General features: G+C 65.6%; 22 protein-coding genes. 13 read left to right on the forward strand and 9 right to left on the reverse strand.

The genetic code is table 11. The annotated features are described in order from the left end of the window. Positions 1–9: 9 nt before the first annotated feature. Positions 10–1,209, reverse strand: a complete 1,200-nt coding sequence (locus TK49_RS18820; RefSeq protein WP_045218992.1) for an ABC transporter substrate-binding protein — start codon at positions 1,207–1,209, stop codon at positions 10–12. A gap of 355 nt (positions 1,210–1,564) precedes the next feature. Between TK49_RS18820 and TK49_RS18825 the strand changes: the two genes are divergently transcribed. Beyond that, positions 1,565–2,401: a FadR/GntR family transcriptional regulator gene (locus TK49_RS18825; RefSeq protein ID WP_045218995.1), complete on the forward strand. Its 837-nt coding sequence runs from the start codon at positions 1,565–1,567 to the stop codon at positions 2,399–2,401. Between the two features lie 20 nt (positions 2,402–2,421). Here the strand turns inward: TK49_RS18825 and pobA are convergent, their stop codons facing one another. Both pobA and cynS read right to left on the reverse strand, forming a co-directional pair. After that, the gene (gene pobA, locus TK49_RS18830) at positions 2,422–3,606 is read right to left on the reverse strand and encodes a 4-hydroxybenzoate 3-monooxygenase (protein ID WP_045218996.1); all 1,185 of its coding nucleotides are present in this window, start codon (positions 3,604–3,606) and stop codon (positions 2,422–2,424) included. A 505-nt stretch (positions 3,607–4,111) separates the two neighbouring features. Beyond that, positions 4,112–4,555 carry a cyanase gene (gene cynS, locus TK49_RS18840; RefSeq protein ID WP_045219000.1) on the reverse strand — a complete coding sequence of 148 codons (444 nt, stop codon included), beginning with the start codon at positions 4,553–4,555 and terminating at the stop codon, positions 4,112–4,114. A 296-nt stretch (positions 4,556–4,851) separates the two neighbouring features. Here cynS and TK49_RS18845 point away from each other — a divergent pair, with 296 nt between their 5' ends. The 5 genes from TK49_RS18845 to TK49_RS18865 all read left to right on the forward strand — a co-directional run bounded on the left by TK49_RS18845 (position 4,852) and on the right by TK49_RS18865 (position 11,247). After that, entirely contained in the window at positions 4,852–6,210 is a 1,359-nt protein-coding gene (locus TK49_RS18845; RefSeq protein ID WP_045219002.1) for a carbohydrate porin, read from the forward strand. A gap of 27 nt (positions 6,211–6,237) precedes the next feature. Continuing rightward, positions 6,238–7,245 (forward strand): D-xylose ABC transporter substrate-binding protein, encoded by a 1,008-nt coding sequence (gene xylF / locus TK49_RS18850; RefSeq protein ID WP_045219003.1) that lies wholly within the window; start codon positions 6,238–6,240, stop codon positions 7,243–7,245. 42 nt (positions 7,246–7,287) lie between these two features. Beyond that, positions 7,288–8,835 carry a xylose ABC transporter ATP-binding protein gene (locus TK49_RS18855; protein ID WP_045219005.1) on the forward strand — a complete coding sequence of 516 codons (1,548 nt, stop codon included), beginning with the start codon at positions 7,288–7,290 and terminating at the stop codon, positions 8,833–8,835. A 13-nt stretch (positions 8,836–8,848) separates the two neighbouring features. Continuing rightward, positions 8,849–10,048, forward strand: a complete 1,200-nt coding sequence (locus TK49_RS18860) for a sugar ABC transporter permease (protein ID WP_045220337.1) — start codon at positions 8,849–8,851, stop codon at positions 10,046–10,048. A 272-nt stretch (positions 10,049–10,320) separates the two neighbouring features. After that, positions 10,321–11,247: an NAD-dependent epimerase/dehydratase family protein gene (locus tag TK49_RS18865; RefSeq protein ID WP_045219007.1), complete on the forward strand. Its 927-nt coding sequence runs from the start codon at positions 10,321–10,323 to the stop codon at positions 11,245–11,247. A gap of 67 nt (positions 11,248–11,314) precedes the next feature. Here TK49_RS18865 and TK49_RS18870 read toward each other — a convergent pair whose 3' ends face one another. From TK49_RS18870 to TK49_RS18880, 3 genes are all read right to left on the reverse strand, one after another. Beyond that, a complete protein-coding gene (locus TK49_RS18870) occupies positions 11,315–12,538 on the reverse strand; it encodes a GumC domain-containing protein (RefSeq protein ID WP_045219009.1) in 1,224 nt (407 codons plus the stop codon). Positions 12,539–12,965: 427 nt separating this feature from the next. Then, complete coding sequence (locus TK49_RS18875) at positions 12,966–14,006, reverse strand: LacI family DNA-binding transcriptional regulator (RefSeq protein ID WP_045219011.1); 1,041 nt, start codon at positions 14,004–14,006, stop codon at positions 12,966–12,968. A gap of 109 nt (positions 14,007–14,115) precedes the next feature. Then, positions 14,116–15,006, reverse strand: coding sequence for a DMT family transporter (locus TK49_RS18880; protein WP_045219014.1), 891 nt, complete (start codon positions 15,004–15,006; stop codon positions 14,116–14,118). Between the two features lie 110 nt (positions 15,007–15,116). Between TK49_RS18880 and TK49_RS18885 the strand changes: the two genes are divergently transcribed. Continuing rightward, on the forward strand, positions 15,117–15,935 hold the full coding sequence (locus TK49_RS18885) for an AraC family transcriptional regulator (protein ID WP_045219016.1): 819 nt from the start codon (positions 15,117–15,119) through the stop codon (positions 15,933–15,935). Here the strand turns inward: TK49_RS18885 and TK49_RS18890 are convergent. Then, positions 15,920–16,618, reverse strand: coding sequence for an SDR family oxidoreductase (locus TK49_RS18890; protein WP_045219018.1), 699 nt, complete (start codon positions 16,616–16,618; stop codon positions 15,920–15,922). The genes TK49_RS18885 and TK49_RS18890 overlap by 16 nt on opposite strands. 66 nt (positions 16,619–16,684) lie before the next feature. Continuing rightward, positions 16,685–17,110 carry a MarR family winged helix-turn-helix transcriptional regulator gene (locus tag TK49_RS18895; RefSeq protein WP_045219020.1) on the reverse strand — a complete coding sequence of 142 codons (426 nt, stop codon included), beginning with the start codon at positions 17,108–17,110 and terminating at the stop codon, positions 16,685–16,687. 215 nt (positions 17,111–17,325) lie between these two features. Between TK49_RS18895 and TK49_RS18900 the strand changes: the two genes are divergently transcribed. From TK49_RS18900 to TK49_RS18925, 6 genes are all read left to right on the forward strand, one after another. Further along, on the forward strand, positions 17,326–17,859 hold the full coding sequence (locus tag TK49_RS18900; RefSeq protein WP_045219022.1) for a hypothetical protein: 534 nt from the start codon (positions 17,326–17,328) through the stop codon (positions 17,857–17,859). A gap of 5 nt (positions 17,860–17,864) precedes the next feature. Continuing rightward, complete coding sequence (locus TK49_RS18905; RefSeq protein WP_226947021.1) at positions 17,865–18,353, forward strand: hypothetical protein; 489 nt, start codon at positions 17,865–17,867, stop codon at positions 18,351–18,353. A gap of 113 nt (positions 18,354–18,466) precedes the next feature. Next, positions 18,467–18,751 (forward strand): hypothetical protein, encoded by a 285-nt coding sequence (locus TK49_RS18910; RefSeq protein WP_045219027.1) that lies wholly within the window; start codon positions 18,467–18,469, stop codon positions 18,749–18,751. Then, positions 18,748–19,014 carry a hypothetical protein gene (locus tag TK49_RS18915; protein ID WP_045219029.1) on the forward strand — a complete coding sequence of 89 codons (267 nt, stop codon included), beginning with the start codon at positions 18,748–18,750 and terminating at the stop codon, positions 19,012–19,014. The genes TK49_RS18910 and TK49_RS18915 overlap by 4 nt, the downstream gene beginning before the upstream one ends. Before the next feature lie 7 nt (positions 19,015–19,021). Next, entirely contained in the window at positions 19,022–20,641 is a 1,620-nt protein-coding gene (locus TK49_RS18920; RefSeq protein ID WP_045219031.1) for a PepSY-associated TM helix domain-containing protein, read from the forward strand. Between the two features lie 108 nt (positions 20,642–20,749). After that, positions 20,750–22,921 (forward strand): TonB-dependent siderophore receptor, encoded by a 2,172-nt coding sequence (locus TK49_RS18925; protein WP_157774015.1) that lies wholly within the window; start codon positions 20,750–20,752, stop codon positions 22,919–22,921. Between the two features lie 84 nt (positions 22,922–23,005). On the opposite strand, the gene TK49_RS18930 is transcribed toward TK49_RS18925, so the two are convergent. Continuing rightward, positions 23,006–23,938, reverse strand: a complete 933-nt coding sequence (locus tag TK49_RS18930; RefSeq protein ID WP_045219033.1) for an amidohydrolase family protein — start codon at positions 23,936–23,938, stop codon at positions 23,006–23,008. Positions 23,939–23,940 lie beyond the last annotated feature (2 nt).

Genomic DNA, 23,940 nt, shown 5'->3' on the forward strand with positions numbered 1-23,940 from the left:
ATCAGACCCTCAGGCCAGCTTGCACTGCGTCTGTTCCACCGGCAGGAAGGCCTTGCCGACGGCGACCACTTCGGCGAAGTCGTCCTTGTCCTTCATGCGGTTCTTGGGCTTGCCCTTGAGCAGGTAGTAGTTCTTGAGCACCTGGTGGTCGGCCGCGCGAATTTCTTCGTGGCCCGTCAGACCGTCGTACTTCATGCCCTGCAGCGCGGCAATCACGGCCTTCGGATCGGCGCTGCCGGCCTTGGCCATCGCGTCGAGCAGGATCTTGGTGCAGGTGTACGAGCCTGCCAGGCTGTAGTTCGGGTTGGTCTTGAACGCGGCCTGTGTGCGCTTGACCAGATCGCGGTTGGCAGGCGTATCGACGTCGTGCCAGTACTGCGCGCCGAAGTACACGCCATCGCACAGGTCGGCGCCGAGCGATTCGAACTGCTCCAGGCCAGACGCCCACGCCACCAGGATCGTCGTGTTCTTCTTCATGCCGAAGCTCACCGCCTGGCGCAGCGTGTCGGACGATTGCGAGCCGAAGTTCAGGATCAGCAGCACGTCGGGCTTGGCGGCCATCGCGTTGGTCAGGTAACCGCTGAATTCCTTCTCGGTGAGCGCGTGATAGCTGTTGCCCACATGCTCGATGCCCTTTTCCTTGAAGATGTTCTTGGCCGCCGACAGCAACCCGTCGCCAAACACGTATTGCGGCGTGATGGTGTACCAGCGCTTGGCCTTGGGCATCGATTCGATCAGCGGGCGCACGGTGCGCTCGATGGCGCCGTATGTGGGCACCGACCAGCGGAAGGTCGCGCGGTTGCAGTCCTTGCCGGTAATTTCATCGGCGCCCGCGGTCGTGATGAACACCCCGCCGAACTTCTCCGCCTCCTTGCCCATCGCGAGCGACTCGGACGACAGGATGCCGCCCGCGAAGTAGCGCGCGTTCTTCTGCTGCGCGAGTTCCTGCACCTTGCGCACGGCCGTGGCCGGCTTGCCTTCGGTGTCGAGCACGCTGTACGCCAGCGGGCGCCCCAGCACCTTGCCGTATTGCTCCACGGCCAGTTTCATGCCCAGGTCGGCGAATTTGCCGTTGGCGGCAAACGCGCCGGACATCGGCACCGGGCAGCCGAGTTCGATGGCATCGGCGGCCAACGCGGAACGGGCCTGCAGCACCGACGCGGGCACGGCGGACAGCGCCGCCAGTTTGAGCAAATCTCGACGATTCAAAGCGCACTCCTTGGGGTCGTGTGGATACAGAACAGCGCTCGGAGCCACCACCGGCGGCAGCTTCCTCCAGGCCTTCACCGGCAAGGTCTTCGCCGGCCATCCCGTCGAGCAAGAACCAGACCAGTTTCTTATATTTGTTATGATAAATAGGCGAAATCATCATAGAAGCCGCCTCCACGCCGCGTCAACGACGACGAAGTCGGTGTTTACGCCAAGGTATGGACGATGAAGGCCGCTGGCGACGATGCGGAAACGCGGTGCGTGCGCACGATCGGAGGGCATGCATGCACCACGTCGGGCAAGCCCTGCAGCACAGCCCGGCAGTTAGAATGCGCGCAACAAGGAACGGACATCCATGGCCACACTCGGAGCAGGCAAGACACCGCCGATCGGCATCCTCAAGCAGAAACGCGCTGATCTCGTTGCCGAAGAACTCAAGCGGCTGATCACGCAGCGCAACCTCAAGCCCGGCGACAAGCTCCCGCAGGAGGTCAAGCTGCAGGAGACCTTCGGCGTGAGCAAAGGCACCATCCGCGAAGCCCTCAAATCATTGGAAGTGCAAGGCCTGGTGAGTGTGAGCACGGGGCCCGCCGGCGGCGGCACCATCGTCGAGGTGCCGCTGGACCGCACGTTCCAGCTCATGCAGAACTATCTGTTCTTCAAAGACATCGGCATTGCGGATGTCTACACCGTGCGGCGCCTGCTGGAGCCTGAACTGGCCGCCGGCGCCGTGCCGCATCTGACCGAAGACGACTTCCGCGCGCTCGAGCACACCATCGACCTGTGCGACCCCGCCTCGGCCAAGGCTGCCGCGCCGCTGGACCAGCGCCAGGAAGACCTGAGCTTTCACGACATCCTGGCCGCGGCCAATCCCAACCCGATGCTGCGGTTCTGCTGCGAGCTGATCAACGAGATGATTCGGCAGCTGGTGGTGTTCGGCAACGAAACCTCGCCGAAGGACCACGCGAAGTTCGGCGCCTCCAACGTGAAGTTCCACCGGCAGATTCTGGATGCGGCCCGCGCGCGCGACGCCGACACCGTGCGTGAACTCATGAGTACGCACATGGAAGACTGCACGCACCACGTCACGCGCATGAAGGGCCGCGTGCATGGCCGCCTGGTGCTGGATTCGGAGATGCCGCGCCGCGGCCGCCCGCTCATCGACGGGCACGACGACGGCGACGAAGCGTAACTGGCCCGGTCGCTCGGCCGTCATTCGATGGGATCGAACGGCAGGCCGACGTAGTTTTCTGCGATGGTTCTCCGTCCGGCCTCGGAGTCGAGGAAGTAGGCGTAGTCGGTCTGCTGCATGCGCCTGTCGAACGCGTCGCGGCCAGGAAACTCGTGGAGCAGGTTGGTCATGAACCACGAGAACCGCTCGGCCTTCCAGATGCGGCCGAGCGCAATCGAAGAGTATTTCTGCAGCCAGTCCGTTCGCCCCTCGTGGTACACCCCGCGCAGGATCCGGTAGAGCGTGTTCACGTCGCTCGCGGCGAGGTTCAGCCCCTTGGCACCGGTCGGCGGAACAATGTGCGCCGCGTCGCCCACGAGGAAAAGCCTGCCGTACTGGATCGGCTCGACAACGTAGCTGCGCAGCGGCGCGATGCTCTTCTCGATCGACGGGCCCGTGACCACGTGGGCGGCCACGTCCTCGGGCAGACGCGTCCGCAGCTCCTTCCAAAAGCGATCGTCGGGCCAGGCTTCCACGCGCTCATCGAGCGGCACCTGCAGGTAGTACCGGCTGCGCGTGGTCGAGCGCTGGCTGCAAAGCGCAAAGCCGCGCGCATGGTATGCATAGATCAGCTCGTCACCGACGGGCGGCGTGTCGGAAAGCAGCCCCAGCCAGCCGAACGGATAGACGCGCTCATAGTGCGTCAGAAGATGTTCGGGAATGCTCTTGCGCGAAACGCCATGAAAGCCGTCGCATCCCGCGACGTAATCGCAGTCGACGCGCAACGATTCGCCGTGCGTCTGGAAGCTGACGTAGGGCTTGTCGGTGTCGAGGTCATGCAGGCGCACGTCGGCGGCTTCGTACACGGTCTGGGCGCCGCTGGCCTTGCGGGCGGCCATCAGGTCCCGCGTGACTTCGGTCTGCCCGTAGACCGTCACGGTCGAGCCGCCGGTCAGCGTTTTCAGGTCGATGCGGTCGCGTCGTCCGCCATAGATGAGTTCGATCCCCTCGTGAATCAGGCCTTCCCTGTCGAGGCGCTCGCTGACGCCCGCCTCGCGCATCAGTTCGACCGTGCCCTGCTCGAGCACGCCGGCACGGATCCGGCCAAGGACGTATTCCCCGGTTTGCCGCTCGAGCACGACGTTGTCAATGCCGGCCCTGCTGAGCAGTTGGCCGAGCAGCAGGCCCGACGGCCCCGCACCGATGATGGCGACGCAAGTCTTCATCGCGATGTCTCCTTGTGTTGCCGGGGGTTTTGGGGCCCTTGTGCGGGCGCGACAAAGCCGAAGGCGGCAACGATCGGGAAACGCAGCAGCAGGATGGGCCACCGGGACGGCGAGGAGGGGCACTCGGCAAGGAAGCGCTGCACGTGGAGTGCGGCTGTTGCGGGGGTCGTGCTCATTCGCCAACCCCGGCCGGTGGCGCGGAGCCGGAGAGCGTCGCACAGGCGTGATGCCTGCGCCGTGGGGCGCCAAATCATCTTGTCTCCTTGATCCTTCGGATCTGTCGCTGTTCGTCCGCGGCGGCAGCGGATGTTCTTGTTGCGAACATCCGTACGGATAACGGATCTGCGGTGGATCGTAGGAAGAGGAGCAAAATTTCACAACGCCATATTGGGAATACCCGGTATCTCGATTTCGGATAGTGCTTCACGTAGAGGGCGGAGCCGACACCGAAGCCCTCGCAGCGAGCGGATTGCCGCGCGATGGCGCACCGGCGCGGCAGGACGCTTCAATACGTCTTGTAGGGCAGGAACTTGCCGCTCATCACAATGCGAACGCGGTCGCCTTTCGGGTCCGGCTCGCGCGTGAGATCCATGTTGAAATCGATCGCGCTCATGATGCCGTCGCCAAACTCCTCGTGGATCAGCGCCTTGAACGTGGTGCCGTACACGCTGATGAGCTCGTAGAACCGATAGATCAGCGGATCGGTCGGCACGGCCGTCGGCAGCGAGCCCTTGTACGGCGGCACCTGCAGTAGCGCGATGGCCTCTTCAGGCAGGTCCAGCGCCGCACCAATGGCGTTCGCCTGCGCTTCGGTCAGCGTCATCTGGCCGAGCAGCGCTGCCGTGCTCCACTCCTTGCTGTGGCCGATCACCTCGGCCAACTGCGCCCACGTCAGTTGCTTTTTGATCTTCTGCAGGACGATCAGGTCGGTCACATCTTCGCGTTGCATGGCGGCTCCTCGGGCGGTTCGGAAAACGGCGTGCAGCATGAGCAAGATCGATACCATGCAGAAAGCCGCGCACCCATGGCAGCGCTGGGCCTGTCGCCTGCGATTTCCGCACCGCAGCATCGCCGTCCATCGCCCTCGATGCGGTGCATGGTCCCGAACGAACTAGGGCAAACCCCGAGATTGACAGCGCTGTCAATTGTGTCCATTCTTGCGTCCGTCGGCCCGCCACACTATTCAGAAGAGAACGCCGACACCGCTGTCATGCGACATGCGGTTCCAATATCAGGAGACAGTCCATGGAGCTCGAATTCGCGCGCCGCTCGACAGCACGTCCGGCCGCACGTCAGCAGTCCCGCAGCAAACGCATCGGCATGTCGGCCATCACCGCCGCGGTGCTCGCCCTGGGCGCGGCCGGCGCGCACGCGTATGACGTCACCACCAGCCCGTATCTGACCGGCGACTGGGGCGGCCTGCGCACCCGCCTGGCCGAACAGGGCGTGACCTTCAACCTCGGCTACGGCAGTGAAATCGCGCACAACTTCAGCGGCGGCACCGAACACCTCACGCGCTACACCGACCAGTGGGTCATCGGCACCGCGATGGACCTGCAGAAGCTCGTCGGCTGGCAGGGTGCAACGTTCCAGGCGACCGTGACGGACCGCAACGGCCGCAACCTCGGCAGCGATGCGAACATCGGCAACAACATGCTGATCCAGGAAGTCTATGGCCGCGGCCAGACGTGGCACTTGACGCAGTTCTGGCTGAACCAGAAGCTGCTCAACGATCGCCTGGAGATCAAGGCCGGCCGCGTGACGGTGGGCGAAGACTTCTTCTCGTTCTCGTGCGACTTCCAGAACCTGACGTTCTGCGGCTCGCAGCCGGGCAACCTGGTGGGTGGCTACTGGGTGAACTGGCCGACCAGCCAGTGGGGCGCGCGCGCCAAGGTGCACACCTCGGCCGACACCTACGCGCAGATCGGCGTGTACCAGGTCAACCCGAACTACGTGGATGACGGCTGGGCCCGCCGCAACGGCTGGAAGCTCAACAACCCGGGCGGCACCACCGGCGCCCTGATCCCGCTGGAATTCGGCTGGATGCCCAAGATCGAGGGCCGCCCCGGCACGTACCGCGTGGGCGTCTGGTACAACACGTCCGACGGCAAGGACCTCTACGAAGACGTGAACGGCAACCCGCGCGGCATCACCGGGCTGGATGCGCGCCAGCGCAACGGCCAATACGGCGCCTACCTGAACCTGCAGCAGCAGATCACCGGCGCGCCCGATGGCCGCGGCGCCACGGTGTTCCTGAACTTCTCGCAGGCGGACCGCAACACCGCGCAGACCGATCACCAGATCTCGGTCGGCGTGCAGTACAAGGGGCCGTTTGACCGCCTGCAGGACACCATCGGCTTTGCCGTGGGCGCCACGCACAACAACGGGCGCTTCGCCGACTACGTGCACCAGGTCAATGCCCGCACCGGCGCGAATACCGTGGTGGGCGACGGCTACGAGTACGTGAGCGAGCTCTACTACAGCTGGTCGCCGGTGAAATCGGTGTACTTCCGGCCGAATCTGCAGTACATCCTGCATCCGGGCGGCACCACGCAGAACAAGAATGCGTTCGTCGTCGGCCTGAAGACGGGCGTCACCTTCTAAAGCATCGACGCAAAACAGGAGACCTTCATGATTTCCCGCGTACTGAACACCCTGGCCGCAGCGGCCATCCTCACCTTTGCCGCAACGTCGGCGCACGCCAGCAAGGAAGCGCCGGTGATCGGCTTCTCGATCGACGACCTGCGCGTGGAGCGCTGGACGCACGACCGCGATTACTTTGTCGAATCGGCCAAGAAGCTGGGCGCGACTGTCAACGTGCAGTCGGCCAACGCCAACGAAGCCAAGCAGATCGCCCAGATCGAAAACCTGATCGCGCAGAACGTCGACGTGCTCGTGATCGTGCCGTTCAACTCCAAGGTGCTGGGCAACGCCATCGCCAGCGCCAAGAAGAAGGGCATCAAGGTCGTGTCGTATGACCGCCTGATCCTGAACGCCGATGTGGACGGCTACGTCACGTTCGACAACGTGAAGGTGGGCGAGCTGCAGGCACAGGGCGTGGTCAAGCTGGCCCCGAAGGGCAACTACTTCCTGCTCGGCGGGGCCTCGACCGACAACAACGCTCGCCTGCTGCGCGAAGGCCAGATGAAGGTGCTCAAGCCGCTGGTCGACAAGGGCGACATCAAGATCGTCGGTGAGCAGTGGACGCCCGAGTGGGACCCCGCCAAGGCGCAGAACATTGTTGAGAACGCGCTGACGGCGAACAACAACAATATCCAGGGCATCGTGGCGTCTAACGATGGCACGGCCGGCGGCGCGATCCAGGCGCTGGCGCGCCAGAAGCTGGCAGGCAAGGTGCCGGTGTCCGGTCAGGACGCCGACCTGGCTGCCGTGCGCCGGGTGGCCGAGGGCACCCAGGCCATGACGGTGTACAAGCCGATCAAGCAGATCGCCGCGACCGCTGCCGAAATGGCCGTCGACTTCGTCAAGGGCACCACGCCGAAGTTCAACACCAAGCTGAACAACGGCAAGAAGGACGTCGACACCATCCTGCTGACCCCGACGCTGCTGACCAAGGACAACCTGGACGTGGTCGTCAAGGACGGCTTCTATACGCGCCAGCAGGTCTTCGGCAAGTAAGCCGTCGATGCAGTGGTCAGTCGTAGTCAGTAGGAGAACGCCATGAGCAGTAGCGGCACCCTGTTCGAGATGCGCAACATCGTGAAGTCGTTCTCCGGTGTGCGCGCGCTCGACGGCGTCAGCCTGGCAGTGAAGCCGGGCGAGTGCGTCGGTTTGTGCGGGGAGAACGGCGCCGGAAAGTCGACCCTCATGAAGGTGCTGTCGGGGGTCTACCCGTACGGCACCTTCGAGGGCGAAATCCTCTGGGAGGGGCAACCACTGCACGCGCATTCCGTGCGCGACAGCGAGCGCGCCGGCATCGTGATCATCCATCAGGAGCTGATGCTGGTCCAGCAGCTCTCCGTGACGGAAAACATCTTCCTGGGCAACGAGATCACCAAGCCCGGGGGTCGCATGGACTACGACGCCATGCACGCCAAGGCCGAGGCATTGCTCGCGCGCCTGCGACTGACCGACGTGAACGTGGCCGCGCCCGTGATGAACTACGGCAGCGGCCACCAGCAGCTCTTCGAAATCGCCAAGGCGCTCGCCAAGAACGCGCGCCTGCTGATCCTGGACGAACCGACGTCGTCGCTGTCGGCCAAGGAAATCGAGGTGCTGCTGTCCATCATCGAAGACCTCAAGCGCAGCGGCGTGGCGTGTGTGTACATCTCGCACAAGCTCGACGAGGTCAAGCGCGTGTGCGACACCATCACCGTCATCCGCGACGGCAAGCACATCGGCACGCGCCCGGCCGCCGACATGCGCATCGATGACATCATCACCATGATGGTCGGCCGCGAGATGACGTCGCTGTTCCCCAAGATCGAACACACCGTGGGCGAGGTGGTGATGGAAGCACGCAACGTCACCTGCTGGGACGTCACCAACCCGAACCGCAAGCGCGCGGACAACGTGAGCTTTGCCGTGCGGCGCGGCGAGATTCTCGGCATTGCCGGCCTGGTCGGCGCGGGGCGTACGGAGATGGTGTCCGCGCTGTTTGGTGCCTACCCCGGCCGCTCCACCGCCGAGATCATCATGGAGGGCAAGCCGGTCAAGGTCGGTTCGCCGGCGGAAGCGATTGCCAACGGCATCTGCCTCGTCCCGGAAGACCGCAAGCGGCACGGCATCGTGCCGCTGATGGCCGTGGGCGAGAACATCACGCTGGCCACGCTCGCGCAGTACGCACGCGGTCTACGCGTCGACAAGGGCGCCGAGCTGACCACCGTCGATCGCGAAATCAAGCGCCTGCGTATCAAGACCGCCAGCCCGGCGCTGTCGATCGCCAGCCTGTCCGGCGGCAATCAGCAGAAGGCCGTCGTCACGAAGATGGTGCTGGCGATGCCGAAGGTGCTGATCCTGGACGAACCGACGCGCGGTGTCGACGTCGGCTCCAAGTACGACATCTACAAGATGATTGCCGACCTGGCCGCCAGCGGCGTCGCGATCATCATGGTCTCGTCCGAGATGCCGGAGATCCTGGGCATGAGCGATCGTGTCCTCGTCATGGGCGAGGGCCAGGTGCGCGGCGACTTCGTCAATCAAGGCCTGACCCAGGAGCGCATCCTGGCCGCAGCCATCCATGCAGAACCGCAGCCCCAGGCTGCCTGAACAGAGCTTCGCCATGTCGAACATCCTGCAATCCCAACTCGCCCGCCAAGGCGGTAACGGCGGCCCCCGCCTCGACAGCCGCGCCATTCAGCAACTGTTCGTGCGCTACAAGGTGCTGGCCCTGCTGCTGGCCGTGGCGCTCATCTGGATCTTCTTCCAGGTCCAGACCAACGGCACGTTCCTCAAGCCCAACAGCATCTCCAACCTGTTCCTGCAGATGTCGGTGACCGGCATGCTGGCCTGCGGCATGGTGTTCGTCATCATCGCCGGGGAGATCGACCTGTCGGTCGGCTCGCTGCTCGGCCTGCTGGGCGGGCTGGTCGCCATCCTGACCGTCAACCTGGGGTGGAACACGTGGCTGGCGGTCATCACCGTGCTCGTGGCCGGTGCGGCCATCGGCGTGGTCAACGGCTTCATCACGACCAAGCTGCGCGTGCCATCGTTCATTGTTGGCCTGGGCGGCATGCTGGCCTTCCGTGGCCTGCTGCAATGGAGCACCGACAGCGTGACGATCGCGCCCGTGCCCGATGACCTCGGCAACCTGGCCCAGAGCTTTGTGCCGGCATCGCTGGCGTGGTCGCTGGCCGCTCTCATCGTCGCCGGTTCGGTCTTCCTGACCGTGCGCCGCCGCCGTGACCGCGCACGCCTGTCGCTCTCGTTGCCGCCGCTGTGGGCCGACGGCCTGAAACTGCTGGCCATCGCGGCGGCATCGTTCGGCTTCGTCGCCGTGCTCAACCAGGCCAACGGCGTGCCGCTGCCGGTGTTGATCCTGCTGGTGCTGCTGGCCATCTTCTCGTACGTGGCCACGCAAACCGTGTTCGGCCGCCACGTGTATGCGGTCGGCGGCAACATGGAAGCAACGCGCCTGTCGGGCGTGAACGTGGGCCGTGTGAAGCTGTTCGTGTTCGTGCTGATGGGTCTGATGTGCGCCTTCGCCGGCATCATCACCACGGCGCGCTCGGCGGCGGGTTCGCCGTCGGCCGGCGTGGGCGGCGAGCTCGACGCCATCTCCGCCTGCTTCATCGGCGGCACCTCGATGCGCGGCGGCTCGGGCACCGTGTACGGCGCGCTGATCGGCGCCCTCGTCATGGCAAGCCTCGACAACGGCATGCAGCAAATGAACGTCGACGCCTCGTGGCAGATGATCGTCAAGGGCGGCGTGCTCGTGCTCGCGGTGCTGATCGACGTGCTGTCCGGCTCCAACCGCGGCTGACAAGGCGAGCGGAACCAGCCGGGCGCAACGCAAAGCACAGAGACGGTCTGGCCGTCCCTGCCCTGGATGGCGCCTTGGGTTTCTGTAAGCGGGCATCTCCGCCCGTTTCTGAAATCCGACGACGTTCTCGCCATCCCGGGAGTGCCTTTCTTTGCTGACTTACTCTGGCAATACAAAGAAAGTCAGCCGGCCCCGGCAGGGACGAAAGCACGGGATGGACCACCACCGTCCAACCCCCGCCCCACCCCAACACCCAACCCAACTCCAACACCGTGGCTAACTACCAACCCCCCGCTCGCGTACTGGTCACCGGCGTAGCCGGCAACCTCGGCCGCAAGGTCGTCGAGGCACTGGCCTCCGCCCCATGGTGCACCGCCATCATCGGTATCGACTGGGTCGACCAGAACGTGTCGTTCTCTGCGCAGGCCACCCAGCGCCTCCAGTGGGTCAAAGCCGACCTCACGCAGGCCGACGGCGCATGGACCGACCTGCTCGAAAACGTCGATGCCGTCATCCACCTGGCCGCCATCCATTCCACGCCAGATGCGACGTGGGAGCAGGCATTGGCCTCGTACGGCATGACGCTGAACGTGCTGCAGGCCGCCGCCACGCGCGGCGTGCGCCGCTTCGTGTTCGCCTCGTCCAACCACGCCATGGGCGCGTACAAGGATCAGCCGCTGGCCGCCACCATCGGCCCCGGCAAGCTCACCGCCGAGCTGCCGCCCGCGCCCGGCACGCGCTGGAACAACGGCACCGAAGACGTCTATTCGCTCGCCTACGGCACCTCCAAGGCGATGGGAGAACGGTTGTGCAAAGCCATCGCCGAAGTGTCTGCGGCCAACGGCGGCAAGCTGTCGATCGTGTCGCTGCGCATCGGCTGGGCCCTGCCCGACGAAAACGATCCCAACGACATCAACTATTCCGGCACCGCCGGCACGCCCGTGCCGGACGAACTGCCCGACGAAGCCAGCCGCATCGCCCTGCGCTGGTTCCGCAACATGTGGCTATCGAACGGCGACCTGCGCCGGCTGTTCCTCAGCGCCGTCACGGCAGACCCGGAAAGCTGGCCGGCACCGGCCATCGTCGTCAACGGGGTGTCGAACAACAGCGGGATGGACTGGGGGCTGGAGACCGGCCGGAAGCTGCTGGGTTATGACCCGCAGGATGACCTGTATGCGCTGGTCGGTGTATCGCAGTAGCCGCGCCGCCAGCAGCAAAAAAGGCCCGGCATGATAGCCGGGCCTTTTGCATTTGCAGCGTCTGGAGTCAGGCCACGTGGACGGGTCGCAGGACGTCTTCCGGGTCATCCTCCTGGCCGTGCGCTGCCTGGGGTGCACGCAGCTTATCGCGCGCCAGCACAACGGCGGCGCCGAGGCCGATCCCCCCGATCAACGACAGCAGCATCAACGCCAGCGGACCGGGGCCCGAGCGATACTCCGGCAACGTCGGGCCGGAAACAAACCGTGCTTCCGTGATGTGCTTGTTCCGCATCTGCTCGGCCACCAGCATGATCTGGTTATAGACTTCGCGAACCTTGTCATCCTGAAGATCCTTGTCAGCGAAGACCGCCTTCGCCGTCTTCACGAACTCAGCCAGCAGCGCGGCGCCTGTCTGCGGCTGAGCGCTGCGTTGTTGAATGCGGTCATAGAACTCCATACGCAGTGCATTCTGCGCACCATCGCGTTCGAGCAACGTCAACTGCGCCTTCAGGTCGGCAATCTCGGTTTCAATGCCGACCAGCTGCGCCATGGGCGACAGATAGCGTGAGGACTGGCTGTCGCTCCCGGTCGACAGCAACTGCCGCGCTTCCATCTTCGACGCTTCCGGATACTTGCCAGCGATCGCCCGCGCCGCTTCCAGCCGGCTGCCCGCCTGCGCCAATGCCACGCGCTTCTGAATGATCTGGTTGTCGATCGTCTGCTTCTTGGTTTTCGCCTCGCCGGCCTTGGTGTAGATCGTATCGACGAGGTCCTCGCTGAGCATGGTGTCCTTGATGTAGTCGCCCATCAATTGGACACGTGCCTGCGCATGCTCTGCGGATGGGTCTTTGAACGAGATCGAGAACCCGAGAATGCCGGCGGCATCGAGGACACCCTTTGCATCCACGATATACCGCAGATCCTCCTTGGACAACGGTAGAACAGGCTGCACGTGGGCCTGCACGAAATGTTCGCTCAGGTGTCCGAGCAGGTAGTTATCGTTTGCGTCGTTGGGCTTCTTGTTTTCTTCGAGATAGCGGCGCAGCGTCTCGCGGTCCCAGAATGCCGCCTTTTGCGCGTTGTACTCGGCAAACTTGCGGGGGGCACGCAGGAAACCCTCACTGGAATACTGCCGACCCATCCAGAAAGCTACGGCGAAAATCAGTGCGGCAAATGCAACGGAAAACAAAACGATCTGTCGCCGTAATTGCCAGCAGCGCGACATTAATGCTTGCCAATCCAGACCAAACTCGCCGTCTTCCGCATATACCGCGGCATTGCCGTTCTTCATCAATTCTTCCGTCCAAAAAATCGTTCAATTACTGCCGGCGGGTGGCCGCAATCGCGCCCTCGACTTGGTCCATTTCGCCAGAGTCGCGCGGGTAGCGGAGGGGGCATCGGGCCAAAGAGGCTCGCCAACCTTGCCATGAGGCCGTGCAGACATGACAGCTTGGTGACGAATTGCGCGAATGGAAGCGATGACGAAACGGAACAGACGTTTACGTTTTCGTAATCATTTCAGGAGGGCCCGGCCGGTCACCGGAAATCCCAATATAGGCGATCGGCAAACCGTTGTGCGAATAACCCGCACTGCAACATAACGTCCCGGTCAAGGTTCCACCACCCCCCGACCGGGTGGGTCAGTCAGTGGATTGGGGCGGCACAAGGGCGCCTGACGTCACTTTTTAATTTGCCTGGCTGCCATGGCCAGCCGCATTTTAAATCCGGGGTGGACAGGTGGACTCCCGGATTACCAGCTCGTATTGTAAATTTTCGTGCACCGAATGCGGTTTCAGCCCCGGTAAATGCGGGCGATGAATCGCGACGAGCTGTTCCACCGCCGCATGCGCCATCGCCTGGATCGGCTGGCGCACGGTGGTGAGGGCGGGCCACAGCTGGCGGGAGAGCGGCGTGTCGTCGTAGCCGCAGATGGACAGTTCTTCCGGCACCTTGATGCCACGCGCCTGCGCCACGCGCAGCACGCCGGCGGCCATGTCGTCGTTGCCGGCAAAGATCGCGGTCGGCCGCGGCTCGCGTGAGAGCAACCGCTCGGCGCAGGCGACGCCCGATTCAAACGAATGCTCGCCCTGCTCGACCAGGCGCTCGTCGACCTCGATGCCGGCTTGCGCCATCGCATCGCGGTAGCCGAACACGCGCTGGTATGCAGCGCCGTGGTGCGGGTCGCACACCACGAAACCGATGCGGCGGTGGCCCAGGCCGATGAGGTGCAGCGTCATGTCGCGCGCGGCGGCGCGGTCTTCGGTGTTGACGGACAGGCCATTGTGCTGGCGATCGGCCGGTGCGAGACGTACGTAATCGATGCCGGCTTCATCCAGCGCCGCAACCAATGACGACACGTCCGACACCGGCGGCGTGAGGATGACGCCGGCCAGTGCACGCTGGCGGGCGCTCTGGATGATCTGCGCGGCGAGGCCCGGATCGCGGTAGTTGCAGGGGGTGAGCAGCAGGCTGTAGTCGAGCGCCCGGCATGCTTCGAGCGCGCCGTGCTGGATGTTGACGATGTAGTTGTCCGACGGGTTGTCGTAGACCAGCGCGATGATGTCGGCGCGCTTGCTGGCCAGTCGCCGGGCGGCGGGGTTGGGCCGGTAATCCAGCGCCTGCATCGCCTCGACCACCTTGGCGCGCGTCTTTTCGCTAATGTTGGGCTCGTGGTTCAGCACGCGCGAGACGGTCTTGATTGACACGCCCGCATGCGCGGCAACATCATCGACGGTGACGGCTCCGGCGCTGCGTTTCATGGTCTGCGATTGGGGTTCTGGAAGACGCGGCGGGCGCCACTGGTGCGCCCGTCGTGCGGTCGATTTTACCGCCAACCACCGCGCCGCGCGGGGGGAAATCCGTGCGTGTTCAGGCGCGCGCGCCCGGCCCCAACGCGGGCAGGCGCACGATGCCCTGCGCCAGGCTCACACCCAGCAATACGAGACCGCCGCCGATCCAGTGATAACTGTGCACGGTCTCGCCGAGCATGACCGCGGCCAGGCCGGCCGTGAAGACCGGCATCAGGTTCATGAGCACCGCCGTGCGCTCGCTGCCGATGCGCTTGAGGCCGAGCATCCAGAGGTACGACGCGACAATCGACGAGGCAATGCCCGCAAACACGACCAGCCCGATGCCCTTGGCCGGAATGGCCAGGCTGTGCGCCGTCATGGCCACGGGCACGAGCATTACCACGGCCATCAGCACCTGCACATACAGGTTCAGCCACTGCCCGAACGGCAGCGCCCAGCGCCGATACAGGATGTTGTACAGCGCGTAGGCCGTGGCGCCGACGAGCACCAGCACGTCGCCGTGGTTGATGCCGCCGTCGAACAGGTTGGCCGGCTCTCCGCGGCCGAGCAGATACAGCACGCCCAGCAGCGAGACAACCACCCCCGCCACCGCCTGCGCGCCCACGGGCTGACGAAACACCGCCACGTTCAGGACCAGCCCCAGCAGCGGGATCAACGCGCCGATCACGCCCATGTTGGTCGCGCTCGTGCTGTGCGCCGCGTAATACGCGAGGCACTGGTACATCACCATGCCGAGCAGCGCGAGCACGGCAAAGCGCCGCCACTGCGCCGCGATCGCCTGGCGCTGGCGCCACAACGGCCGCGCACAGAACGGCGTCAGCACGATCGCCGCCACCACCCAGCGGTACAGCGAGATGGCCGCCGGGTCGACCACACCGGCCGCGGCCTTCGACACAATCGTATTGGCAGCCCAGATCAGCACTGCCAGCAAGGGATACAGCACAGGCACGAGGGCCTCCGTGGAACAATCGAAGAAGGCAGTGTAGTGATGTCCGGTTCAGAACATATACTGCAAACCGGACAACTTCACCGCTCGAAGACGACAACCGAGCGAGCCCCATGTACACCGCCTACCGCGAAGCCGATCTGCGGGTGCCCAAGGGCGCACCGTTCTACTTCCGCTACGACCATTTCGCGCCCGAAACCGACATCGAGCCGCACACGCATCCGTGGGGCCAGATCAACCGCATCAGCCTGGGGCTCATGGAAGTGGCCGTCGATGGCCGCCGGTTGACGGCGCCGGCGGAGTACCTGATCTGGGTGCCGGCCAACCAGCCGCATTCCGCGTCGATCCGGCAGGCGACGGATTTCCTCTCGGTGTACGTGGCCGAGCCGCTCGCGCAACGGCTGCCGCCCATGGCATGCCTGATTCCGCAGACGCCGCTGGTGCGGGCACTGATCGAGGATTTCGCCACGCGCCGCATCACCGCCATGGCCGACGACTGGGACCTCCGCCAGTTCGAACTGCTCGTCCAGGCCCTCGTGCGGGCCGGCCACGCCGACAGCTACCTGCCCGACAGCACCGATCGCCAGCTCGAGCCCATCCTGCAGGCCATCCGCCTCGACCCCGCCGATAACACCACCCTCAAGCAATGGGCCGACCGCGTGCACAGTACCGAGCGCACACTCGCTCGCCGCTTCCAGGCCGAACTGGGCATGACCTTCGTGCAATGGCGCAACCGCGTACGCCTGCTGCGCGCGCTGGTGTGGCTCAGGGAAGACCGGCCGGTGCAGGAGATTGCGCTTGCGCTCGGCTACGGGGCGCCCTCTGCGTTCATTGCGATGTTCCGCAAGCAGGTCGGGTTTTCACCGCAGCGCTATCGCCGCCAGATGTGCGGCGAGGGCGAGCGCCCCGCCACCGCTCAGGCCGCGAGGTAGGCCGGCGTTGCGCTCGAGAGCGATTGCTTCACGTTGCGGCCCACGTCATCCACGAGGACTTCGTCGCGGCCGTCGGCCAGTGCGCGCAGCACTTCGGCCACGACGTGTTCGGGCGTCGACTTCGGCGCGGCCACGCCCGCCGTCATGTCGGTATCGATGTAGGCCGGGTGCACGCCGACCACGCGTGTCCCCTGGCTGCGCAACTCGTGCCGCAAGCCGTTGGTGAGCGCCCAGGCCGCGGCCTTCGATGCGCTGTAAGCCCCGCTCGTCGGGAGCGCCACCCAGCTCAGTACCGACAGCACGTTCACAACGGCGCCTCCGCCGTTGCGCTTGAGCACCGGCGCAAACGCCTGCGTGACGGCCAGCAGGCCCCACACGTTCACGTCAAAGGTCTGGTGGATCGCGCCGATGTCAGCGGGCGCGAGCAAGGACGCGGGCTGCATGATGCCTGCGTTGTTGACGACCACGTCAACGTCCGTGAGCGCCGCTGCTGCTGCGGCGATCGACTCGGCGTCGGTCACATCGAGGCGCACGGCCTGCACGCCCGGCTGCGTGACCGTCTGCGGGTCGCGGGCGCCTGCGTAGACCTTGGCGGCGCCAGCGGCGAGCAGCGCCTGCGTGAACTGCCGCCCCAGGCCGCGATTGGCGCCCGTCACCAGAATGGTCTTGCCTTTGATATCCATATCGATCTCCATGTGTGCATATGCACAGTTTTACCGCAAAAAAATGCGCCGTTGCCTGGCGCGGGTTCAAGCCGTGGTGAGTGCAAACAGGGCCTCGCGAAGCGCCCTGGCCCGGTCAACCCCGAACTTGTCGTCAATCTCCTGCTGCGCCGCCCGCCAGTGTGCCTCGGCGGCCTTGAGCAGCGCCCGCCCCCGCGACGTCAGGTGCAAGGCCGTAGCACGTCCTGTGGACGCCGGCTTCTGCACAAGCAAGCCATCGCGCTGCATCGGTTGCAGCGCGCGCACGAGGGTGGTCCGGTCCATCACCAGGGCTTCCGCCACCGAGGCCATCGTCGGTTCACCGGCGGCGGTGGCAATGGCCACCAGCACCGAAAACTGCGATGACGTCAGCCCGACCTCGCCCAGATGGCGGTCATAAAGCTGCGTGACATAACGCGCCGCCTGGCGGATGGCGAGCGCGGTGCACTTGGGGGTTCCGGGTGGCTGCGACATGGGCTGCAGTTTATCAGTGCATATGCACATGTCAAGCGGTTTCCTGCCGCGGACGATCGATTCAATCCGGCAGCGAGACCCCGTGCGCAGCTGCCACGCGCTGCGATCACGCATCCGCTCAACTCAAAACAATTGTGAGAAACCGCGCGGCATCGCCGTTTGCGGGCCGCCGTGTCCTTTAGAATGCGCCGTGTTGCAGATTTGGAAGCCCTCACATGCGCACACCTCGGTTCGCATCTGCCCGGCTGCTGGGCAGCGCGCTCGCCCTCGGCACGTTGACACTCAGCGGCTGCAGTTCACTGATGTCGGAGGGCACCACGGCCGCCGCCGGCGTCACCGGTGCGGCCATCGCCACCAAGGTGACCGACAACGCCGCCGTTGCCACCGGCATCGGCCTGGGCGTGCAGGCGGGGGCGCGGGCGGCGCTGCAGCATACGCAGCGCGTCGTGCATGCCGAGACCCAGGACCTGATCGCACAGGTGGCCGGCAGCTTGCCGGACAACACGGTCGGCACCTGGCAGGTCAAGCACCGCATCCCGCTCGAGCCGAACGAGCAGGGGCGTGTGGTCGTCACGCGGTCGATCAGCGGGCCGCTCGTCCACTGCAAGGAAATCCTCTTCACGGTCGACACGGCCGATGGCAAGGCCACGCAGGTCGACTTCTTCATTGCCTCCATCTGCAACGACGGCAAGCAATGGAAATGGGCCACGGCGGAACCGGCCACCGCGCGCTGGGGTTCGCTGCAATGAGCGGCATGCGCTGGCTCCTGGCGGCCGGTGCCGCGTTCCTGGCCGGCTGCTCGTCGGTCGGCCCGCTCACCGGCGCTGCCGCGGGCATCGCTTCCGGCACGGTGACAGCCAACCCGGCGGTGGCCTATGGCGTGGCAGTGTCCGTCAACGCCGCCACCGATGCCTCCATCAAATATGCGACACGCAAATGGGCCGCGAGCGAGCAGGACGCGCTGGCCACCGCAGTGGGCCGCTTGAGCGACAGCACGCCGTCGCTGAACTGGTCCCTCGAACGGATGATGGGCGTGACCAAAGCGCACGGCCAGGTCGTGCTCGTGCGGACCTTCACCACGCCGCTGGCCACCTGCCGCGAAGCCATCCTCACCGTGCAGGAAGCCGGCGCGCCGAAGACCGCCCCGGGCGCCGGATACACCATCTACGCCTGCCAGAACGGCAACGCATGGCAATGGGCCAATGCGGAGCCGGCCGTACCGCGCTGGGGCAACCTCCACTGACATCCGGCTCGGCGGACGGCATCGCGCCGTCCTTACAACGAGCAGGGGGTAGCGCTTGCCACTTGCAATGCGAATCATTATCATTTGCGTTCTTAGTTCCATTGAAGACTGCCATGCACGGTATTGCCCTCCTGCTTGGGCTGCTGGCGGCGGGCTGCCTCTATGCGGCCGCGCCGAACCAGGTGCTGTTTGCGCCGCCAACGCGCGGGCGCGGGCGGCTGTTGTGCAGCGCCGCCGCTGCGCTGTGCGCCGTGGCCGTCGTGCTGTGGAATGACGTGCTGGGCTGGGCCGGTGCCGTTATCGCGGTGGTGCTCGTCATGACGGGCGCATTGTCGCTGTGGCCGCTGGCAGGCGCCTGGGTGCAGCGCCGGCGCGCCGGCGCCGAGCCGCAGCCATGACGGGCATGGGCACCAAGTGGCTGGCCGGGGCGGTGCTTGGCCTGCCATTGTCCATTGCGCTGTGCACGCTGGCCATCGTCTGGCTGCCGGGCGGATGGGAGAGCGGCGTCATCGGCGCGCTGCTCTTCTGCCTGCCGCTGTGGGCGGTGATCATCAGCCTGAGTGTGCTGTTTCCGACCAGCGCTCGCGCCTGGGCCGTGCTGGCTGCGGCCAACGCGGTGTCGTTCGGCGTGCTATGGCTGCCGCGCCTGATGGTGAGCTGACTCCGCGATGAAACCTGCAACCTTACGCCTGTATCAGACGCTGCATACCTGGGTCGGCCTGATGGCCGGCTGGGCACTGTTCATCGCCTTCTTTGCCGGCGCGCTGACGGTGTTCCATGAAGAACTGCACGCCTGGCAGAACCCGCTGCGGGCGAATCACGCGTCGGCAGCCATCGCACCGGCCGAGGTCGACCGCTTCGTCAACACGCTGGTGCGCACGCACCCGGCGGCGGCGGCCAGCACCTACGTCATCTTTCCCAATGAGGGCGAGCCGGACTTCTCCGCCTACTGGCAGAACAGCAAGGGCGAATGGCAGATGACCACCGGCAGCGGGCTTGCCGCCGGCAAGACGTCGCCGAAAGACCTGTCGATCGAACCGATGAAGGGCGAGCTGGCCAACTTCCTGAACCGGCTGCACTACTCGCTCGGGCTGGAAGAGCCGGGCATGTACTTCATGGGCGTGATCTCGGTGCTGTATTGCGTGGCGCTCATTTCCGGTGTGCTGCTGCATCTGCCGCGCCTGAAGAAGGATCTGCTGGCGGTGCGCCCGGGACGCAATCTCAAGCGCTTCTGGATGGACATGCACAACGTGCTGGGCCTGTTCAGCCTGCCCTTCCATCTGATCTTTGCGATCACGGCGCCGGTGCTGTGCCTGAGCATCCTGCTGATGACGGTGTTCAACACGGTCTCGCTCAACGGCAAGCTGTTCGACGCAGTGCCGCGCGTGACCACGGCAGCCGGCACGGTGACCGCCGCCCACCGCGCCGCGCCGCTGCTGCCCGCCGAGCAACTGCTGGCCCGCGCACGCGAAGCGGCCGGACCCGCCTTTACGGCAAAGTCGATCCACTATCAGCACATTGGCGACGCCAATGCCGTGGCGGAAGTGCGCGGTAGCAGCACACGCGCCGTGGGCGACTACGGCTCGGTGGCGATCCGCGCGGCGGCCGACCAGCCCGACAGCGGCAAGCTCGTCGGCAACCAGACGCCGGACGTGCGCGACACCAACCACGCCATCTACAGCCTCGTCTACGGGCTGCATTTCGGCACCTATGGCGATATCGCCCTGCGCCTGGCCTACCTCGTGATGGGCCTGGCCGGCGCGTTCGTGTTCTATTCCGGCAACCTGCTGTGGATCGAATCGCGGCGCAAGCAACGCCAGGCCGACCAGCCGCGCGTGCACCAACTGCTGGCGCGTGCGACGGTGGGCGTCTGCATCGGCTGCTGCGTGGGCGTGATGGCGACGTTTCCCGCAGCGCTGCTGTGGCCCGGGCAATCGGCTGGCGTGACGTACTACACCGTGTTCTTCGCGGCGATTACGTGGGCGATGCTGCGTCCGCCCGCACGGGGCGCGGTCGAGTTGCTGGGCGCTGCCGCCGTTGCGGCGGTACTCGCCCCCATCACCAATGCCGTCGTGACCGGAGACCACCTGCTGCGCACCATCGCGCGCGGCGACTGGATGGTCGCCGGTTTCGACATCGGCGCACTGGCGCTGGCGTGCGGCTTTATCGGCCTCGCGCGTGCCACGTTGCGCCGGGGGCGCCACGGTGCGCCCGATTCCGTCTGGGCCATGCCGGCGCGTGAATCGCACGCCCACCGCAGCCTGAGGAGCGTGGCCCGAGAGCCCTGACGCCCTAAAGAAAAACCATCCATCCGCAGAGGCCTCGCGCGTGCCGCCGTCGGCATGCGCGTGGTCACGCACGTCCGTATCGACACATTGATCCCGGGGAGCTTGATCATGCGAGCCGCAGCACCACGCCATTCCACCGTCCACCTTCGTGCCACGCCGCTGGCACGGCAGCTTGCGCTGGCATTGAGCGCGATGAGCGCCGGCGCAGCGTTGGCACAACCGAGCACCGCGCAGGTCGAGCTGCCTGCCACGCAGGTGTCGGCGGGCAAATCGGTCGCGTACGGCGCCAAGCAGGCAAGTACCGGCGCGCTGGGCGACAGACCCCTGCTCGACACGCCCTTCTCCATCAACGTCGCCACGCAGGAACTCATCCAGAATCGCCAGGCGCAGACCATCGGGGAGGTGTTCAAGGGCGACCCGTCCGTCACGGCCAACAACGACGGCTACATCGGCGAAGCATCGAACATCACCATCCGCGGGCTGCAGCTCGACCTGCTGGAGGGCTACAAGATCGACGGGCTTGCCGTGCCGAACTGGGGCAGCGATTTCCCGCTCGAACACTTCGAGCGTGTCGAACTGCTCAAGGGCCTGTCCGGTTTCATGTATGGCTTTGGCACGCCGGGCGGCATTGCCAACTTCGTCACGAAGCGGCCAGCCAACACGTTTGGCGGCAGCGCCACATTCGGCTTCACCCGCGGCGGCACGCTGAAGGAATCGATAGACGTGGGCGGCCGCTTCGGGGAGGGCAAGGCGCTGGGCGCGCGTCTGGGCGTGGTGCATGAAGAAGGCGACACCTTTGTCGACGGCGGCCACATCAAGCGCGACTCCGCATCGCTCGCGCTCGATGCGCGCATCACGCCCGATCTGCAATGGTCGTTCGACGGGCTGTACATGCAGCGCAACGTACAGGGCGCGTACTACGGCATCATCCCCGGCCAGGACTTTGGCGTACCCGTGACGGAGTTCGTGCGCACGCCGCGCGCAATTGACGGCAGCCAGCGTGTGGCCTCGCGCGGGTCGTACTACGAAACCGAGATCAAGACCGTCGGCACGGAGCTGAACTGGGCCGCCACGCCCGACTGGAACGTGCGCGCCTCGTACCGCTACGCGCAGCAGAATCGCGGCAACGCCGACAGCGCGATCCAGCTCACCGACAACGCGGGCACGTTCACGGAACTGCAGTACGGCTCGTACCAGCGCTACCAGTACAGCCAGGCGCAGGTGATGGTCAACGGCCGAGTCCGCACCGGTCCGATCGAGCATGAGCTGGTGTTGGGCACGTCATGGCAGAGCCTCACGCAGGCCACCACGGGCTTCGGCGCCACGCTGCTCGGCACGGGCAACCTGTATGACACGTCGGCGTTCGTCTCTTCGGGCGCGACACCGATGCAGGTGCCATCGTCAGACGGCATGTACCGCACGTCGAAGATCAATCAGACCGCCGTGTTTGCGAGCGACACGGTCAAGTTCAACGAGCAGTGGTCGGTCCTCGGTGGCCTGCGCTACACGCGCTTCCGCCAGACCGGCTACAGCGCCGACGGCACCACGTCCGCCAAGTACGATCGCGACCCGATCACGCCCACGCTGGCGGTGATGTTCAAGCCCGTGCAGCCCCTGACGCTGTACACGAGCTACGTGGAATCTCTGGAAGCCGGCAACAGCGCGCCCAACACCGCCGCCAATGCGGGCACGGTGTTCGGACCCCTCAAGAGCAAGCAGATGGAAATCGGCGCCAAGGCCGAGCTGCACGACTGGACGTTCGGTGCAGCGCTGTTCCAGGTGCAGCGGGGCCTGGCCTATCTGCGCCCGGACAACGTCTACACGCAAGACGGCGAGACGCGTTATCGCGGGCTGGAACTCAGTGCGCGCGGCAGGCTGGCGCGCGACTGGACGGTGCTCGGTGGCGTGCTCTTCATGGACGCGGAGAACACCCAGGCCGATGCGTCGGTGCAGGGCAAGCGGGCCTACGGCGCGCCACGCTTCAAGGCAACGGCGTACCTCGAATACGCCGTGCCCGCGATGCCGGGGCTGGTGTTGTCTGCGGGAGGGCAGTACGTTGGCAACTCGGCGCTCGAAGCGAACAACAGCAACATCGTGCCGGGGTATCACACGTTTGATGTGGGCGCGCGTTACAGCACCAAGGTCGGCGGCAAGCCGGTGACGTTGCGCTTCAACGTCGACAACCTGACCAACGAGAGGTACTGGCTGCCGAGCTGGGGTTTCATCCTGGTGCAGGGCGCGCCGCGAACGTATCGGGCCAGTGCGACGGTGTACTTCTGAGTGCCGGAAGTTGGCTCGGGCCCGGTGAGGCGCTGGGCTGGCCGCCGAGGCATTGGGGCGCAACGCGGCTGCATGGCGCCAGGGTCAACCAAAGCCATAAAGCCGCGCCGGATTGGAAACAAATACGCGCTCCAGCCAATCGGCGCGCCCGATCCACCGCGCCATCAAGTCCACCAGGGCGGCATCATCGGGCTTGTGTGTCTTCTCGGTCGGATGCGGCCAGTCGGTGCCCCAAAGCATCCGCTCGGGCGCCATATCGATGAACGCCTTCGCCACGGGTTCCACATCGGCATAGGCGGGCGCGCCGGTCTGCGTGTCCACGTAGGGGCCGGACAGCGTGATCCACGTGTTGCCCTTGTCGACAAGGCGCTGTGCCGTGCGCATGGCGTCCGACTGCAGGCCGCCCGGCTGGGGGATATGCGCGATGTGGTCGATGACGAGGGGGCACGGCAGCGCGCGCAGGTGAGGCTCCAGTTCCGGCAGCTTTGCGCCGGGCACGACGAGTTCGATATGCCAGCCAAGCGTGGCCACGCGCGCTGCCAGCGGGGCCAGCATGTCGACGGTGGTGGCGCCTGGGTAGCTCAGGTTGAAGCGGATCGCGCGGACGCCCGCCGCGTGCATCTGCGCAAGCTGCGCGTCGGTCACCGACGTATCGACGACCGCAACGCCCCGCGCGTTGCCGCCAAACTGCGTGAGCGCGTCGAGCAGGCAGCGGTTGTCGGTGCCGTAGGTGGAAGGCGTGACCACCACATTGCGCTGCACGCCCAGGCGGGCTTGGACGTGACGGTACTGGGCAATGCTGGCGTTGGGCGGCCGCAGCGTGGTGTGGGGCGCGCTGGGGAAGCGGTCGTCGTAGATGTGCATGTGGCAGTCCACGGCACCGGCGGGCAGCTTGAACGACGGCGCCGCCGAGCCGCTGGACCACACCTCCTCTGCATGGCCGAACGGCGCAGCGGCGGCAGCCAGGGCACCCGCGCCGGTCGCCAGCAGGAAGTGCCTTCGATTGAACGCGGTCATGG

This window comes from Ralstonia mannitolilytica (assembly GCF_000954135.1).
GTDB lineage: Bacteria > Pseudomonadota > Gammaproteobacteria > Burkholderiales > Burkholderiaceae > Ralstonia > Ralstonia mannitolilytica.